The sequence below is a fragment of the Acidicapsa acidisoli genome, from assembly GCF_025685625.1.
Lineage (GTDB): Bacteria > Acidobacteriota > Terriglobia > Terriglobales > Acidobacteriaceae > Acidicapsa > Acidicapsa acidisoli.
Genome location: NZ_JAGSYI010000002.1, coordinates 170,464 through 188,066 on the forward strand (window position 1 = coordinate 170,464; position 17,603 = coordinate 188,066).

At 54.0% G+C, this 17,603-nt stretch carries 10 protein-coding genes; 5 read left to right on the forward strand and 5 right to left on the reverse strand.

Features of this window, described 5'->3' with window-relative positions; all coding sequences use genetic code 11:
* Nucleotides 1-16: 16 nt before the first annotated feature.
* Both OHL23_RS10880 and OHL23_RS10885 read right to left on the reverse strand, forming a co-directional pair.
* Complete coding sequence (locus OHL23_RS10880) at nt 17-2,200, reverse strand: hypothetical protein (RefSeq protein WP_263351911.1); 2,184 nt, start codon at nt 2,198-2,200, stop codon at nt 17-19.
* A 97-nt stretch (nt 2,201-2,297) separates the two neighbouring features.
* Nucleotides 2,298-3,248: a DmsE family decaheme c-type cytochrome gene (locus OHL23_RS10885; protein ID WP_263351912.1), complete on the reverse strand. Its 951-nt coding sequence runs from the start codon at nt 3,246-3,248 to the stop codon at nt 2,298-2,300.
* Nucleotides 3,249-3,801: 553 nt separating this feature from the next.
* On the opposite strand from OHL23_RS10885, the gene OHL23_RS10890 reads away from it, so the two are divergent.
* Nucleotides 3,802-4,719, forward strand: a complete 918-nt coding sequence (locus OHL23_RS10890) for a universal stress protein (RefSeq protein ID WP_263351913.1) — start codon at nt 3,802-3,804, stop codon at nt 4,717-4,719.
* Nucleotides 4,720-5,486: 767 nt separating this feature from the next.
* On the opposite strand, the gene OHL23_RS10895 is transcribed toward OHL23_RS10890, so the two are convergent.
* Nucleotides 5,487-7,070 (reverse strand): c-type cytochrome, encoded by a 1,584-nt coding sequence (locus OHL23_RS10895; protein WP_263351914.1) that lies wholly within the window; start codon nt 7,068-7,070, stop codon nt 5,487-5,489.
* Between the two features lie 170 nt (nt 7,071-7,240).
* Between OHL23_RS10895 and OHL23_RS10900 the strand changes: the two genes are divergently transcribed.
* Both OHL23_RS10900 and OHL23_RS10905 read left to right on the forward strand, forming a co-directional pair.
* Entirely contained in the window at nt 7,241-8,767 is a 1,527-nt protein-coding gene (locus OHL23_RS10900; protein WP_263351915.1) for a winged helix-turn-helix domain-containing protein, read from the forward strand.
* Nucleotides 8,768-9,841: 1,074 nt separating this feature from the next.
* Nucleotides 9,842-9,976: a hypothetical protein gene (locus OHL23_RS10905; RefSeq protein WP_263351916.1), complete on the forward strand. Its 135-nt coding sequence runs from the start codon at nt 9,842-9,844 to the stop codon at nt 9,974-9,976.
* A gap of 1,435 nt (nt 9,977-11,411) precedes the next feature.
* Here the strand turns inward: OHL23_RS10905 and OHL23_RS10910 are convergent.
* Nucleotides 11,412-11,606 (reverse strand): hypothetical protein, encoded by a 195-nt coding sequence (locus OHL23_RS10910; protein WP_263351917.1) that lies wholly within the window; start codon nt 11,604-11,606, stop codon nt 11,412-11,414.
* A gap of 58 nt (nt 11,607-11,664) precedes the next feature.
* Nucleotides 11,665-11,841 (reverse strand): hypothetical protein, encoded by a 177-nt coding sequence (locus OHL23_RS10915; protein WP_263351918.1) that lies wholly within the window; start codon nt 11,839-11,841, stop codon nt 11,665-11,667.
* Between the two features lie 1,911 nt (nt 11,842-13,752).
* On the opposite strand from OHL23_RS10915, the gene OHL23_RS10920 reads away from it, so the two are divergent.
* Both OHL23_RS10920 and OHL23_RS10925 read left to right on the forward strand, forming a co-directional pair.
* Nucleotides 13,753-14,097 carry an STAS domain-containing protein gene (locus tag OHL23_RS10920; protein WP_263351919.1) on the forward strand — a complete coding sequence of 115 codons (345 nt, stop codon included), beginning with the start codon at nt 13,753-13,755 and terminating at the stop codon, nt 14,095-14,097.
* 346 nt (nt 14,098-14,443) lie between these two features.
* Entirely contained in the window at nt 14,444-17,575 is a 3,132-nt protein-coding gene (locus OHL23_RS10925; RefSeq protein WP_263351920.1) for a serine/threonine-protein kinase, read from the forward strand.
* Nucleotides 17,576-17,603 lie beyond the last annotated feature (28 nt).

Here is a 17,603-nt window from a genome sequence, read left to right on the forward strand (position 1 = left end):
CGACCGAGTTGAAAATTCAGAACGCATAGTTTACCGAGAGCGTGTAGAGGTTACCGCGAAAGTTCCGGGGCGCCGTGGGCCCAATGGGCGATCCTTCGCCGTAGCCGAAGTAGTTGTAATCGGCCTTCCAGGACCAGTTCTTCTGAATATCCATGACGACATTGGCGTAAGGCGACTGATACTGAGACTGCAGTGATCCATTCACCTGACGTAGATTGATCGCGTCGCTGTTGCCATTGACCGCGCTCATGCGATAGCCGCCGTTCAGATGAACACGCTTCACGGGGGCCAGCATGAATGCCAACGATCCGAATTGCGTCGGCGCGTTGTAATATCCGGTGCTCGCAAACGGCGTTCCGGCTGCAACACATACATCCGGTGCCGTACTGGCATTGGGCGGGGCGGGCGTGGATGCGTAGCACTCGATTGTGCTCGAATAGACGCTGTCGTAGCCGTAGTTCATGTCCAACGACCACTTCTCGCTGGGTGCAATCGAGGCGCCAACGGAGAAGTCGCGATTGTGCTCCAGATGATTGACAGTCTGCACGTTATCGCTGCTCTCACGAATGTTGATTGCACCCGAGAGGGTAAGCCATCCCTGCGGCTTGTAGGTACTGCGCAGGCGGTAGTGTTCCATGTGGCGCGGGCTGATGCGGGTAAAGGCGTTATCCGCATACATGGCGTCAACGTCGAAGTTGACACGCCATTGTGGGCTCGGCCGCAACGCAGAGCCGAAAAGACCCCAGTTTTCGTGAATAGGAATGAAGTCTCCGCCGGCGTCGGTGATGATGCGGCTGCGATAGCGGTAGCCAAGCGAAACTCGCGCCCGCGACGTAGCGTCCCAGGCCACGAGGAAGGTATTGGTCTTGGTCTTCTGATTGAGGAATTCAGAATCGGCCGTTACTGCGGGCGGATTGGGGGAAATCACCGGGGTTGCCAACAACGATGCCCCCAGATAGTCGGTTTCGCTAAGGTTATTTCTTCCCGGCACACGGAAGTTCCAGAAATTGAAGAGATTTGTTGCAGTAACTGTCGGGGTAATCTGCCATGTCACGCCGAGGTCGCCATTGACATCCACCCGGCGCGCATTGGCTGAGCCAGTTACAACCGATTCGCGTAGTGTTGTGCGGCTTTCAAGGCCGTTGAATGTTTCGTTGAAATTGTTTAGATTGGCGGTCGCTCCGCTATAAAGCAGCCGCCCATTGAATGTGAAATGTGGAACATCTGCGCTCTGGAATCGGAGTTGTTCGCTGGGCATCAGCGTACGAGTCGGCGCAGTACGGCTGTACGAAAGAAAGGCATTACAGGTTGGATTGACAGCCCCAGTCGAGGTAAATGGTGCGGCGCAGGGAGTCTTCCATACCGAAGAGATATCGATTCCCAGACTGACCGGCGTGCCATTGGACAGTTGATAATTCAGGCCACCAAGTCCCCAGGTGGTATCACCCTTGTAATTGGTCACGAATTCGTCATAACTCACGGTCGTGTGCTTGAAAAGTCTCCAGTCGAGGCCGCCTGTCCAACTGTCAGTCATATTGCGCCAGTCTTGTGTGAGCAGAGCTTCGGTGCCAAAATGCACGGAACTGTAGGATGGCCCTTCGCTGATGCTGTGGTTGTACCCGAAGCGCACGCTGACGCGCGACAACGGAGCCAGAGTAAGGTTGAGGTCGGTCATGCGACGCACGGTGTTATAGAGATGCGGCGAATCGAGAATAGGCAGAAACGGTGTGGATGCCGGCGGAATCAGAGGATTGGCCAGCAGGTCATAATCGAAGTACTGGCGGTCGCGGCGAAAGCTTCCTCGGAAATCGTAGATCTTTCCCTTGGAGATATTCAAGAGCGATACGCTGTTAGGATCCCCTGCGTACCCGAAGCTACTCGTCGTAAGCGTATCGAACAGCTTCGCTTTGAACGGATCTACGGCATGCATATCTAACGATTGATTCAGGACGCGCGGTCCCGACTGCAGATTGACCATTGTGTCGTAGACCGCGCCGCTGCCGGAGTAATCCGCAATGTGGCCGCCAAGCTCGAGCGCCTGATGAATCACGTAGCCGTAACGAATGTTGTCTCCAGGTGCTGGCGGAGTTGTGTTATCGATAGCAGCCGGTACTTTCGCAGGTGCGCCTGCCTGTGCTGTGGCCGGATCGCTAGTCGGCGCGACCGTCTGGGCGGTCGCAGCCGAGGTATCCGTCGTCATACTTGTGCATACTGCCAGGGCGCACGCGAGCCGGACAGTGCGGGAGAGACGTGCCGTGAGCAATGTCGACAATGCGCGTATCATGCGAAGCAGCCTCTCACTTGAAGAACACGCTGCTGGCGTTTGAGCCATGGATCTGAACGTGGCAAACTGTGCAAGCCTGATATTGATTAGCCTGATTGTGGAATGAAGGCGTGCCAGGCGCGGTAAAGTTCATCGAAGCAGAATGGCACTGCAGGCACAGCGAGTTCACATTATTGCGAGTGAGCAAACGCGGATTTGGCGACCCATGGGGAAAATGACAGGAAGTGCAGCCTTCGGTCTTGAGCGGAGGATGTTCATACACGAACGGACCGGCAGTTTCTGCGTGGCACTCGGTGCAGATGGCATTCTGGTCGGCGCTCGACTTGAGTAATTTGTCCTCAAACGTGCCATGTGGATTGTGGCAGTCGCTGCATTTCATTAATCCTTCATTCACTTTGTGGTGGAATGGCTGGGCAAAGGCGGCCTTCGCGTCGGTATGGCAGCCATAGCACAGCTTCGGCTCCGATACCTTCAGTAAATTCGCTTCGCTCTGGAAGACATGACTGCTGTGGCAGCTTGTGCAGCTAACACCGGCTGCCCCATGCGAGGAGCGTTCGAAATTCGCGTGTGTGTCTGCGTGGCAACTCAGGCACTTGTCATCCACCATCTTCGGTGTTGCTTTTGAGAACTGAAATATCTTAGTAGCATCGCCGCCGGACTCCACATGCGCCTTGCCGGGACCGTGGCAGCTCTCGCATGTAACGCCTTTTCCACCATGCATAAGAGCAAGCTTCGAATGAGGATTGATAGCGAACTTCGTTGAGACCTCAGCGTGGCAAGTGGCGCAGGTCTCAGACCCGACGTAATCGGCAGGATTGATCGAGGGATCTTTTCTGACCGATGCATTTGTGCGGCCTGGATCAGATTTCTGTTTGTCTTGACCAGCAGCATCTACTACTCGGTGAGGCATACAAAGCCAGAACAGCACCGTAATCATCGCTGAAGCAAAGAGCAAACGCCGCATGCATAATCACCGTAACCTTTTAGTGGCAATGACGACATAGCTCTGTGACTTCCAGCCGTTTTCGAGGTTTCAACACTCTGTTGAACGCGATCACACATGTCACGAGTTTTGATGTCAGAGCAGGTTAACTAGCGTACCTTGTGCTGAGTATGGGCGCACAGACTCGACGGAATCTGAGCACTCTAGCTCATAGAGTTCCCATTCTTCCAAGCAGCCTATGCTCGGCGGACTTGCAGAGCGGCTGAGGCTCTGGATTGGATCACCCTAGCTTTGGGAGGGCAGGCAGGATTCCCTCGTGGCCTACTTTGCGGCTGGCGACATCAATGTTGGCTTTACCCTGGTCTGGTCGGCGTAGCATTAACTGCAGAGGGAAACAAGACCCTCCGCATCCATCGCCCTGATAACTTCTGAAAGGATTGGGGCTCCTTTCCCGTCTACGAAGGTAGCTCCGCGGATATGACGCCGCATCTCCTTTCGCTTTCCCTAAAACTAATGATTGGGCCACACGTTGCCCTAACTCGGTAGCTCAGAGGCCGACAACCAAGGAGTTCTCATGGATATCTCCAAGCAATTTCCCTTCGAAACGATCGTTGTGGCGTCAGACTTTTCACAAAAATCTTCGTCCACACTTCGCTATGCCCAAGCCATAGCGCTCCAGCATGGCGCTAAGCTAGTGCTCGTACATGTGATAGATCCCATTGGCTACGCGTTTCCCACGGGGGTGCCTAGCGCCCTCTCCGTCGATCAAACGGCTCGCGAAGAACTGAATCGGGTCGAAGAGCAGCTACGCGCACAGGGGATTTCGGTTCACTCAGTTGTTCAGACGGGCGACATTTGTGAGCTCATCCTGCAGACGGTGCGTGACCACGGTGGGGATCTTCTGGTTCTTGGAACCCGCGGCAAGACGGCGGTTGGTCGGGCGGCGCTCGGAGCGATCGCGCGTCAACTCCTGGCAAAGACCGAGTTCCCCATCCTCACCGTCACACCCGATGTCGAATTCCTGATTCCATGGGCGGGAAAATGGAGAACCGTTCTGCTGGCAACAGATTTTTCCACTTGCTCCCTGGCCGCATTGACCGCTGCACACCGCATCGCGCATCGGCTGTTGACGGTTCTCCACTCTTCCGTGACAGAAAGCGACACAGAGCATCGCAGTCATCTGGAACAGTTGCGCTTTCTCGCGCCCATGAACGAGTCTCACACCGTTCCCGTCGAACACATAGCGACCACTGGCGAAGCTGGACAGGTGATCGTGGACTTTGTCCTCAAGCATCAAATCGATCTAGTAGTCCTGGGCAGTCCTGCGACGATGCTGTCGGAGGAAGATATGCACACCAGCACCGTGCTCCAGGTGATATCCGGAGTCCACTGCCCTGTGCTTTGTATCCCTGCTCCCCGGGAGAAGGGAAAGTCGGCGACGTCGGCGATTGAATCCGGGAGAGAGGAAACTGCAGCACTGCAGAAAGCTTAGGTTTCCTGACATCAAGTTACCCCTTTCCCCGGGCGAGACCTGGAAATTCCTCAACGAAATCTTCATCTTCGTCATTTTGGTGTTCCTGGATATGTCTCGATCTTCATTCGACAGGTTGCGCTTTCGATCGTAGTGGAGGTCGACATTGAGAATCGTCATACTCGGCGCCGGTGTTCAAGGTACGGTCTTCGCCGTGACGACGTGCGAAACTTTCTCCGCCAAGGGGAAGCAGCAAAACTCCGGAGCCTGCTGGCATCGATCGACGCCTGGCAGTTGAAGTTTCAGAAACATTCACCTAGCGGAATCGCATCGGATTGGCGTTAGACGACCAAACTCTGCGGCACCCTCGGGTTGCGAAGTGGTAATGGCGCGGCCCTTTTAGAAATCCATGGAGTCGCTTCGTAGCCTCGGATCACCAGTCTTTCAGGGACCGTTCAGACACAGGTGTTCTGGGTGCGCAAGGTACTTCCGTTCGAGGATTTCGGCCCATTCTGAGCGTATACTCGAAGACCAGGATACGAATCTTTCGTTGCCCAGGCGGACGGACGTTACTTGCGCAACTCCAGGATGAGTTGAAGCAGTTGCAGCGTCGGATAGAAAGAGCCGATGCTGTCATTTTCGAGGCAGCCGGAGAGCACGAAGTCTGCCAGCGTTTGATGGCGATCCCCGGAATGCCGACTCCTACAGCTAATATGCCGTTTTTTCCGCCTTCGCTAGGTTAAGGCCTCGTACAGTGCCAACGACCGGCGTCATTGCTCTCGGGAAGCTCAAAGAGTTTTCAGGAATGCGATGAGCGCTCGGCGATCTTCTTCGGACAAATCCAATCCAAAGGGATGACCTTTGACCGAATAGCTCTCGGCGCCATAAGGTTTGAACCCTGTCGGCTCATAGTCGTCTTGCTGGCGTTTGGGATCGAACCAATCTTCGAGAGACGCGCACCAGCCGCTGTGCCCGAACATGCTGCGGTACCAGACGCCCTTCAGCGACGGCACTTTGTAATAACCCGTGCCTCGTCTCGTTTTTAAGGTCATATTTGGATCTGTCCCAACCGAGAACGGTGCGATGTCGAATTGTTTTCGCGCCTCAGGAGGCACACGGAAACCTTCAGCCGGCGTGAGCTTGTTGTTGGTGTAAAGAGGAGGCGTGTGACAGGTTCCACACCCTTCGCTCTCAAATATCTTTTTACCGCGATTGGCGAGTGCATCGAACTTGTTCGGATTGGGAGGTGGTTCGAGAGCGTACAGGTACATCGCCAATGCATAAAGCTGCTCGTCACTGTATCGACCGCCGACGGCGATCGGATCGTCGGGTTCCGGGCGTTTTGTCGAGTAGTGAAAATCCGCGGGCACGAAACCGTCGTAAGAAGCAAGATCATCAGCACCCTGGTTCAATGCCGCGTAGCGCATCAGATCCGCGATGGAACGGTGCTTTTGCAGTCCTGTGTGGTCCAGGTAACGGCGATCCTTAACGCCAATAAGGTCTGGAATCTGGAGTGGATAAAAGAGGCTGCTCCGATGCCGGGCTGTTACTTCCGCAGGCATGGCCGCATGCGCGGCGATCAACTGGTCCGTGGTCATGTTGTCTATTGGCATCGATGGATCAGGCTTCTGCCATGGAGCTGCGTACAACGAATGGTCAAGGTGTCGAAGGTCGGCCTCAGCTTTCCGGGCATCATCGGGATTGGCCAACCGTCTGCCGAAGTACCAAGCTTTGCTTTTCTCAAACGGGAAGTTCCCCTGGGCACCCTCTAGAACACTTCCATTGGGCATGACTCGCGTGTGGCAAAAGCCGCAGGCAAAATCGCCGAGGTCCACCTCGCCCTGCTTTCGAATGACATATCGGACAAACGGTACGACTCCATCCTTGGCAACAGGAACACCAGTTGCCTGATACCACTTTAGATCTCGCACGTCGTTCATGCTGGCGATCCGATGCGTTGTGAAATAGATCGGCGTGTTGAAGACGATTCGTCCGGCCGCGATCCAGTCTTCACTAGAGCTGAGATTGGGCTTGTGAGCTGATTCGTCCCACAGGACCTCGGGAGCCTGTTGCTTGAGCCACTCCATATAGTTCGGTGGTTCATGCCCCGGAGCGTAGACCGGGTAGCTCTTGTAGATAGGACGAACGGGAATGCGGTAGTAATAATCGGAGGCAATGTGCTTTGGCGATCCGACCGGGTCTGCGAGCGGCAGCTCCAATGTCGCGATCGCTTCGTCATCCCACACCCGCGGAACCGAAGGCGTGAAAGTTGAGCGTTGGTGCTGGGCCTGGGCATGCGAGAACAGCCACAACCCACTCACGATGACCACCAGCAGAAACACAACCTGGGACATCAACCTCAACCTTTTCATGACTGACCTCCGGGGAAACCTCGCAAGGTGGAATCACCGCCAAGCCTGCACATCTTCCTATGTTCCTGATTTTGTTGGCAATGGAGATAGTCTGTAGAATCCTGTATTTTTCCTTTAGCGGCGGCCGGGGTACTTTCTAGCCAGGACATTGCCGGTTCACCTGAGAGGTGATGGGGGTTTACCTGAATTCCAGCGTCCTACAGTTCGGAGAATTCGAACTCGACCTCCGTAACCATCGGTTGCGGCGGTCGGGTTCTGAGCTGAAGCTCGAGCGGATCCCGATGGAACTCCTGATTCTGCTGGCCAGCCGGCCTGGCGAGCTGGTCAGGAGAGAAGAGATCATTCAAGAGCTTTGGGGCGATGAGATCAACGTTGATACCGAAAACGCAATCAATACCGCCGTCCGAAAGATACGACAAGTTCTGGGCGACGACTCGTCGAGCCCCCGCTTTGTCCAGACGATCAGCAAACGAGGATACCGATTCCTGGCTGAGCCCACACGGCCAGCCGTACCGCCTCAGACACCCGCATCAATTTCGAAAGCCGTCCGCTGGAAGACGATCCGATGGACACTGCTCGCCGCTATAGCAGCCCTGTTAGGCGTCGGCCTCGTCGTCTGGAGCATCCGTCATTCCCGGCAGGTCCTGCGAGTCTCGAATTACATGGCAATCACGCATGACGGCCTGCCGAAACAAGGGCCGCTGCTCTCGGACGGCGTTCGCATCTATTTCGTCTCCGGGAGCATGAATCATCGAAGCATCTCTCAGATATCGGTCCACGGTGGAGAGTCTTCAACTCTCGTTAGCGCGCTTCAGTCCCCTCGATTGATGGATATCTCATCGAACGGAAGCGAGCTGCTGGCCGCATCGTTTGGACCTGATCCTGGCGCTTCAATGGGAGAGAAAGCAGGATTAAACGAGTCGGCTCTGTGGAGCATTTCGTTGCCTTCCGGAAACGTCCGGCGAATTGGCGATCTCTTCGCCGATGCCGCCGCGTTCGCTCCAGACGGTCAGAAGATCGCCATTGGCTGGAACCGCGCGCTGTACGTGGTAAACAGCGATGGCACCGACCAAAGAAAGATTGCTCAATTGTCTGGAACCGCATCGTCCATTCGATGGTCGCCCGATGGAAAGCGATTGCGATTGACCATCATGGACCCGAAGACGCTTCGGTCGTCCCTTTGGGAGTCGCTCAAAGATGGAACGTCTCTGCACGAAATCCTGGGCGAGTGGAACCCGGTTCCCGCCGAATGCTGCGGACGATGGAGCCCCGATGGACGCTGGTATGTTTTCCAATCTACCCGAGATGGCAGGACGGATTTATGGGCGCTTCCTGAGTCTTCGGGCCTGATCGACCGCAAGTCACAGGAGCCCATTCAGTTGACGGCAGGACCAATCAACTCTCTCGCGCCGGAAGTAAGCTCCGACGGACGCAAGCTATACATGATCGGTCAGCAGCTCCGCGGAGAGTTGAACAGGTACGACGCCAGGTTGAAGGAGTTCGTTCCGTACCTCAATGGCGTATCGGCCGAATTTATTGACTTCTCACGAAACGGAAAGTGGATAGCCTATGTCAGTTTTCCGGACCATCTGCTCTGGCGCTGCAACGCAAGAGCCATGCCCCGAGTACTTGGCGATAGCCGATTTAAGGTCTGGCACACTGGCTCCCACGGGAGCGTCAGGTTCGGGTTGTATTGACAGCACAGTCGGACTTCTGCATCGGGATGAGCTACTGGGAACGCGGCGGCTAAGCAGTACCTATCGCGAGAGCTCTCTTGGGCCCGCTCTGCAACTACTGGTAGAGAACGTTGACGACTCCGGTGCTGCTGAGTCGATACCCCTTACGCCCAAGCTGAACTCTAGAGATTCCACGAAGGATCGTTTTGATCCTATCTGGCGCACACCTACCGAAGTCGTATACCTATCGGGATCGGAGCAATGATGAGACCTCTATCGATGAAGTGCATGCTCACAAGTTTGTATCTAGCATTAGTCGCCTCATGTTTGCAGGGTCAGACAAAGCCAATGAGCATGACATCGCTTCTAGTTCATGCCTGGGTACCGTCCGCGACCGGCACGACTTGCCCATTAAGCAGCACATGGCCCGGCTTGACCCGGCCGTTACCACCGCGAGCGGCAGGTGATCGTTTCCACTTCCCCTCCGCGTCCTTATATCTGACCATCAAGGTCACTACCTTGGTATCCATTTGGGAATTATATGGCCTTTTGCGCGACAACCGCACGACAACGAAACCATACTATGCGTATTTACTAGGGTTTTTGGTGCTACATTCCAGAATCCCACTCTCTCCGCCATTTTTCATATTAACTTATTGATTTTATTTAACTTATAGTGACTGTCGAGGGTCGAATCACCCTTGTTATTCCTTGTGAAATCTGACTAGACCTCTCCGACGCTATCCCCTCATCTGTTCAATCGCAAAAGCTAGACTTTCCACCCGCATCTTGCCTTCCCTCTTTGCGACAGCTAGACAACGGCAGCGGAGAGTAGTCGTTTGCCAATCGGAGGCTGACGTCCTTGGTTTTTCGAGTGGAAGAAGGTGAATGGGAAGCCTGGACCGAAATACAAGATTTCCGTTCCTGGCTGTGACCTATTCGGCTTCGCTGGATTGTGAGGAAACTGGACTAATCCCAAGACGAACCAGTGGGAAAAGACGTTCTCGATACTCACGACTACGCCCAACACTGCAATGCGGCCATTCCACAACCGCCAGCCGGGTCATCCTAGAGCCTAGTGAGTACGAGGAGTGGTTGACGCCTACTGAGCGGCCTCCGGTCCATCTGTTGCGTATCCTGCCGGAAGAGAAGATCCACATTGCGCCTGTAGCGGCACCAAAGCAGGAGCCACCGGAGACTGTGCCGGTGACGGGCAGCTTGTTTGAGTGACATCCGTGCCCAGTACCGAGTTATTAGACCCCATGAAGGTGCCCAGTGAATCACAGCCGATGCCGTTCTGAATTAATTCCCGATTCTTAAACGATCGTTCCATAAAATCGGCAATCAGAAAAACCACAGTAAGGACCAGTAAGAACTCTAGGGTTCCCATTATCAAAGCCTCTTTATCGCAGTCAACGGATGAGGGGAAGAGATACGTCAAATTCGAATGTAGAAGTACACAATTGGTTGCCCGTTCAGACCATTTTTTTTGATGAATCAGAACAATGCAACTGTCACACCCGGTATTTGCTATCATCCGAACGAACCAACGCGAATCAGACCCACACAATTCTGCCGTGTGTAGTCGATGCGGGAATGTCTACTGGCTAACTGCGGGCGTGGACAGGCGATTGTTGACACTCAAGATGGGCAGTAAGGTCCAAAGGGAATGACGAGGCAGCAAGTAAATCCGTTAAAGGCAACGAACTGCAATTACTGATCCTCTTCTGGTGACTCTAAAGAATTCAGATGAGTCATCAAAAGGACCGCCTTCACAATGAATTCCAGTCACCCACGCCACAAACAGACAGCTTCTCTGATCCCTATATAAAATCTATCCATGCAAACCCAGCATCGAACTGGGAAACGGAGCAACAGAAGTCGTGGCACCTCCCCAAACTGCATTCTTGACGTTCGCAAATGTCTGCTCCCACATGAGTGGCACTGCATAGATCACCGCGTCCATTGAAGCCCGTCTATAACAGAGCCATTACATCAAATTAGGACGATTGATTTATCGCAGCTCACATTGCGTAAACATGCAACAGCCACCAGATAAGAAACAACGCAACGATACCCAGTAAGATATGGGCGATCCAATGGCCCGGCGTAGTAGGTCGTCCAAACCTGAACATGCGTGCGATGGTATCAGTATCCCTGCAATCCGGGCAGATAATGTTGCGCATGATGAGCCGGTAACGAATCGCATGAGCGTATAAAGTGCGGTGCCTCAATCCGCTTGGATAGTAAGCGACCGCCTCGGAGAGACGGCTTACACGGTGCGGTTGCACGTTTGCAATTTGAGCAATACCGCGCAGATTTTGCTACGCTGTTATGGAACCCTGTATACATCGTGAGGAGCTTCATGCAAGAAACGTGGATAATCGAACGTAATACAGGTTCGCGAGCATTTATCGCCACAGGGAATCTTATAAAAGTGGTATGGCGTCCGCAAATTATGAGCAGGCAAGACTTTTCCAATTTGCTTGTTCCGGGCACTGATGTCGATGAACGAGGTCTAAGAATTACACTAGAGCAGTGGTTATAAGGCGGTTACATAGACTCGACACTCGCTCAGCAGAATCGAAGATTTGCGCTAAACCTTGATGAGTTCAACTTCGCGACTTTCCTCGAACATATAACTTGCCATCGCCAGCGCAGAGTCCTAGCGGGAATTAGCGCACTCCGGATGAAGCATCCGATCCAGACTCAATCCGTGGCAGTCGTGACCGGCTTCTGCCGCCTCCAGCTCAGACTCCTCAGCTTTGTAGATGATGGTTAAGAAGCATTTAGGACAGATTAAATCGAAGGTTCCATCGGCGTTGCGCCGACGTGGGAAGGCGTGAGTTGTAGCGGCCATGCTGGCCTCTTTCTAGGGCCCGATACGTTTCATAGGCGTGAAAACAATATACTCCTGTTTATTCAAGGACTGGGTTCGATCTAATGCCCAACTTCTTCACGGTCACTTCCCATGCGGATTGCCCGTCGATTACTGGCACTTCCAAGTGATCTAAATCCATTCGTTTAACGAACTCGACCAACTGAGCAGCGGCGAGATCGGCAGACCTTGCATATTGGTCAGATTCGTCGCTCATTGGGCCTCCTTTTTCGTGAAATCTGGCCCATGAGAAAGACTCACTCTATCCTCTGAAAGTCGCAGGTCAGGGTCAAAAGAGACCATGTTCGACGATTATCATTTCGCGGATTCTAAATTCAGAGGGGTTAATTCATGTCTGCGGTGATTTCCCTGATGTGATGGCTACCTGTCAGCATTGCGGCGACTTCCTTGATTAGCGCGGTCGGGCTTCCTGCCTCGAGGCTCTTGCTGAGAGTGCCCTTTGGCACGAATACGCAGGAGTCCGTGAGAAGTAAGATGGGCAGCCCGGATTGTCCCGGCTCAACTCGTCACTGTATGGAACGGCATACTCGGGACCAACATGGAGAGCAAGAATTATCAAGTCGAAACGACCTTCGTCGCCTATACGACGGGCATCTGCGAACCTAGGCCTCACCGTAACTTCGTAGCCCGCGTGTTCCAGTAGCCCGCGTGTTCCAATAGTTGCACTCTGGTGTTGCGCCGGTCGTCGTCTAGGTCAATGAGCATCACTCTGAACCGGGTTTGCATTGTTGGGGCCTTCAATTGGATTGTGGCAATAGTATACGCCCGTCCAGACAACACTTTGTTTGCGGCTGAACATTGAACTATATCTCTTCTCGATGCTGTTCTAACGAGTAAAGGAATCTCGCTCTTTATCGAAAGGTTCGCAGTGCAATGATATTTTCCGCCTACTGTCAGTAGCGAGAACCGAAAAAATAGAAAGCCCTATCGACAACGCGAAAAAGCTCCCAATTACCGTTCCTGTCCAAGCAGACCCGGTCGCTAACGGACGGAACATGGCCATCGTAGGCTTCGATGTTCGGGGCGATGCTTTCAGAACCTACGCCGTCTAAAAACTCAAGCCCAGTAATCATGACAAAACACCCCTTCCTGGAAATTGGAATTCCTCATCTGATGAATCGCAAACGTCCGCTACTTTCCAGACGTCTTCTTATGAACAGCCCAACGGCGTTTAACAGCCTCGGCAATGCGCTTATGGCCTTCAGGGGAAATATTGTGCTTTCTGGCTGGCTTGTCAACCGTGGTGGCACCCTTCGGTCTTTCTGGTGCTCGTCCGCTACCGCCATTCAGAAGCGAGCGAGCCTGTTTCAGGTTCGCAATTTCGCTATCTAGTTCCGCTAGAATTGCCGCAAGTGTCATAATGCCCTCGTAATCTCTCACTCGAAAAGCTGGTTCTATCAGCGCCCACCACTGACACCAACATTACCTGAACAACACTTAATTGCTGTGATTGATTATGGACAGAGAGATGAATAAACATAGAGTTCTCATCATTGATGACAGCGTAGCCAATTCCGAAGGACTCGCAGAGTTGCTTTCGCTGATGGGATTCGAAACAGTATCCACCACGTCGGGAATACGCGGCTTAGAACTTGTATCGAAGTAGAACCCCCATGCCGTTCTGACTGATTTAGACTTGCCAGACCTGCACGGCAATGAAGTGTGCAGGCGCATTCGATCAAACCCGGAGTGGGAAGCGATTGCAGTCATCCTTCAGACCGGATCGCAGCCAGTTCTCCTCGCTTCCCCCATCTCATCGATACTGGCATCAGCGACACGATCAAATCTGCCTCGACGAGAAATCCGCCGATTAGAATCCGCAACCATCGCATCCTCGCTACAATCCTAGCCGATTCGTTTCCCACTTCCACCTCTCTGCTTTCTTATATGCACTTTCTTTTTGCTGCAATCATGGATTGTTAAAAGCAGAAATCCGGTTCTGCACCTCGGCCGTAGCGAGCCGACGCGCGATGTTGGAAGAACAGCTTGCCTGTGCCACTTTGGCGTGAGAGTCGGAACCTGGCGGCTATTCTTAGTCATAAGAAATTAATCTAAGGCGCTTAGCGGAAAGTTAAGATTAGATGATATTGATCTCAAAGGAGATGCCATGGCAACGACGGCGGGGACTGCGTTTCGTTACGAGATTGAAGAGTCGGAAGACGAAAACAAATATGTAACCACAACCATCAAGTGCCACGGTAAGCTCTTAAGCGAAAACTCCGCGGAAATCAAGGCGCTGGTTATGCCGTTGCTCCAACGGGGTGGCCGCACAGTGCTCGACTTCTCCGATCTTGAACATCTGGATAGCTCGGGTTTGGGCGCGTTGGTAGGGCTTAAGATCTCAGCGATTAATCGCGGCGCGTGTGTCCTGGAACTGGTCAATCTGACACCACGCATCAAGCAGTTGCTCACCGTTACCAACTTGCTGCAGCTGTTCGGACAAAAGACTTAGGACTTCGGGCTAACCGAGATCTGAATCGTTGCGAAAATAGGACGAAGCTGGCTGCCGAGCAGCCAAGATACTAGATTTGTGTTCGCTGGGCCGCTGCTGAGGTCTGGAGATCAGCTGGAAGTGTTCCTCTGCACGGCTGAAAGCTTGTGTTCTGAGGCGGCCCGACGGTACACCGATTATCGGGTATACCCCGAAGCGCCGAACGCGCAGCATTCAAGCCAACGCCTTACCCGCGTCCATCCACGAATCATTTATACTCCAGGCATCACACCGGACCTGAAGTTCTCATCTGGAACTTGTGGACTGGTGTTTTTCCGTTCAATTCTGGCAGGTTGTGAAGTGCGAAATGAATGATTCCTCGGGCGGCGACAAATCAGGTATTCCGGGAGAAGACACGCCTCGTGGCGGGTCAGAAGTTGCTTCCTCCAAGGTGCCGGATAGTTTGCAGTCTCCGCAACGTCACCCTCCGAACCAGGAGCCTCAGGACTCTCGCGCTACTATCATCGCCGCTGCGGCATTCCGCACCGATTCCAATCCTGCGGTCACGAACGGAGCTCCACCACAGAATCCGGATGCAACCATCGTTGGCGTTACGCGCAACACAATCGCGAGCAACGCCACCATCATTTCGGGAGGCGCAACTGGCCGGCTTCCATCTCCGGAAGCGGCGAACGGCTCGGTCGGGAACCTGCTTTTACTTCAGATCGGAACAGTCCTGGGCAGCCGCTATGAGATTCTCGAGCTCCTCGGAGAAGGCGGCATGGGAGCTGTGTATAAGGCCGCCGACCGCGAGGTGGACCGAATCGTAGCCCTAAAGGTTATCCGTCCTCAGATGGCCTTAAATCCGGAGATCCTGGCCCGCTTCAAGCAGGAACTCTTGCTCTCGTCCAAGGTGACGCATCGCAACGTGATCCGGATTTACGACCTCGGCGAAGCCCAGGGCGTGAAGTTCATCACCATGGAGTTCCTGGATGGCGAGAACCTCCATGACATCCTGAGGCAACGGCAAAAACTGAGTATTGCGGAAGCGGTCGACATCATGGAGCAGGTTGCCAACGGCCTGGCCGCCGCTCACCGGGAAGGCATTATCCATCGCGACCTGAAGCCGGCCAACATCATGGTCGAAAAAAGTGGCCGCATCGTGGTGATGGACTTTGGATTGGCCCGCACTTTCTCCGGCGATGGAATGACACAGACCGGCATGATGCTGGGGACGATGGAGTATATGTCTCCGGAGCAGGCGCAAGGTCTGGAGGTAAAGGCCAGCTCCGACATCTTCACAATCGGCCTGATCCTATATGAATTACTTGCCGGGGTTACGCCCTTCTACGCCGAGAGCGCGATCGCAAGTCTGTTGAAGCGCACGCAACAACGCGCCGTGCCGTTGGCGGATGTCGATAGGAATATTCCAGGTTCGCTCAGCAACATTGTTGCGAAATGTCTAGAGAAGGAACCGGCACATCGCTACCAGAGCGCCAAAGATCTGGTAGGGGACCTTCGCGCATGGCAAGGCAAAAGCGGCAAAGTTTCTGCTTCTTCGCTACGGCTGCGTCTGAACCGTATCCGGGAGCTTCCATGGACCTATCTTGCGGTCTCCGGCATCGCAACGGCGGTGATTGCAGTTGGAATTGCGTGGTTCATCATCGGGAGGCAGCGGGCTGCCAAGCCAGAGCCGCACGGTCCGGTCTCGGTGCTGGTTGGCGACTTTACCAACCATACCGGCGACCCGGTCCTGGATGAGACGATCGAGCCGATGCTCGGCGTGGCATTGGAAGGCGCCAGCTTTATCAACTCGTACAGTCGCGGCGATGCGCGAAGGCTTGCTGCGAAACTTCCGAATCCCACGAACAAACTCGATGAGCAGTCCGCGCGGCTGGTTGCTGTAAGCCAGGGCGTCAACGTGGTGATTACGGGTGACATTAGCCTGAGGGGCAGCGAGTACGATATTTCGGCAATCGCTCTAGACTCCGTAAGTGGCAGCGTGCTGGCAAAAGCGGACATCACCGTCTCCAATAAACAAGAGATTGTGAGCGATCTTCCCAAACTGGTGGTTCCATTTCGTAAAGCCCTGGGCGACGCCACCCCCGCTTCGCGCCAGTTTGAGCAGGTCAGCGGGGGTTTTACCGCTGCATCTTTAGAGGCCGTCCATCAGGACGCTCTCGGTGTGGAAGAACAGTTCGCCGGCAAATTCCAGGAAGCGTTCAATTCGTTTCAGAAAGCAGCAGAACTGGACCCGCAGTTCGCGCGGGCGTATACCGGCATGGCCGCCATGGAAGAGAATCTGGGGAAATCCGCGGACGCTGTAAAGTACATGAAGCTTGCGATGCAGCATGTGGACCGCATGACTGAGCGGGAGCTCTATCGCAACCGCGGCTTGTATTACCTCACCACAGGCGAGTGGCAAAATTGCGTTCAGGAATACTCAAAGCTCGTCACGCGCTATCCCGCCGACCGTGTCGGTCAAAATAATCTTGCAAGCTGCTACACCCAGTTACGCGATGCGCCAAAGGCGCTGGAAGCGGCGCAACACGCCGTCGAGATTGTTCCCAAGGGAGTGGGGCCGCGGTTGAACCTGGCCTTCATCAGTGTCTTTGCCGGAGATTTTACCTCGGGCGACAAAGAAGCGCACACCGCATTGACGATCAGCCCATCCGCTGCGCAAGCATATCTGGTACTTGCGGAAGCCCAGCTTGGACAAGGCCAAATCGAAAAATCGGCGGAAGACTACCATCAGCTCGAGAAGTTTGGCTCCGATGGCGCATCGACCGCGGCAGTTGGACTGGCCGATCTCGCCGCCTACCAGGGAAAGTATGCCGAGGCGGTGCGCATCCTCACCCAAGGCACCGACGCCGATCTGACGGCCAAAATGACTGATAATGCCGCGAGGAAATGTGTAGCGCTTGCGAACATGGAGGAATTACAAGGGCACCATGCGGCAGCATTTGCCGACATCGATAAAGCGCTGGCAAACAGCCAAACTGCCCAAATCCAATTCCTCGCGGCGATCAGTTACGTCGACGCAGGAGATCTTGCAAAAGCACAAAAGCTCGCAACGAATCTCTCGTCGCAGTTATCGGGTGAGCCACAGTCTTACGGCAAGATCATCGAAGGCATGATTGCTCTCAAGCGCAAAGATGCCAAAGGAGCCGTGAAACAGATCACAGCCGCAATCCATCTACTAGATACCTGGATCGGCCGCTTCGAACTCGGGCGGGCATACCTCGAAGCGGGAGCCTATACGGAGGCTGATTCAGAGTTCGATCAATGCATGCATCGCCGAGGGGAAGCCATCGAGCTATTCATGGATAACACGCCGACTTATACGTATTTTCCGCCCATCTACTATTATCAAGGACGCGCGCGGGAAGGCATGAAAAGTCAAGGGTTCGCGGATTTTTATAAAACATATCTCAGCATCCGTGGAGGGTCCTCCGAAGACCCACTGGTTCCTGAAATCCGCCATCGTCTCGGCCAATAAACAGCAGCGAAATCTGGTCTCATGCAAC

What these genes read in the sequence shown, in the direction of transcription:
- OHL23_RS10880 (WP_263351911.1), bottom strand. Translation starts at nt 2,200, where the DNA reads ATGACGACGGATACCTCGGCTGCGACCGCCCAGACGGTCGCGCCGACT.
- OHL23_RS10885 (WP_263351912.1), bottom strand. Translation starts at nt 3,248, where the DNA reads ATGCGGCGTTTGCTCTTTGCTTCAGCGATGATTACGGTGCTGTTCTGG.
- OHL23_RS10890 (WP_263351913.1), top strand. Translation starts at nt 3,802, where the DNA reads ATGGATATCTCCAAGCAATTTCCCTTCGAAACGATCGTTGTGGCGTCA.
- OHL23_RS10895 (WP_263351914.1), bottom strand. Translation starts at nt 7,070, where the DNA reads ATGAAAAGGTTGAGGTTGATGTCCCAGGTTGTGTTTCTGCTGGTGGTC.
- OHL23_RS10900 (WP_263351915.1), top strand. Translation starts at nt 7,241, where the DNA reads ATGGGGGTTTACCTGAATTCCAGCGTCCTACAGTTCGGAGAATTCGAA.
- OHL23_RS10910 (WP_263351917.1), bottom strand. Translation starts at nt 11,606, where the DNA reads ATGGCCGCTACAACTCACGCCTTCCCACGTCGGCGCAACGCCGATGGA.
- OHL23_RS10915 (WP_263351918.1), bottom strand. Translation starts at nt 11,841, where the DNA reads ATGAGCGACGAATCTGACCAATATGCAAGGTCTGCCGATCTCGCCGCT.
- OHL23_RS10920 (WP_263351919.1), top strand. Translation starts at nt 13,753, where the DNA reads ATGGCAACGACGGCGGGGACTGCGTTTCGTTACGAGATTGAAGAGTCG.
- OHL23_RS10925 (WP_263351920.1), top strand. Translation starts at nt 14,444, where the DNA reads ATGAATGATTCCTCGGGCGGCGACAAATCAGGTATTCCGGGAGAAGAC.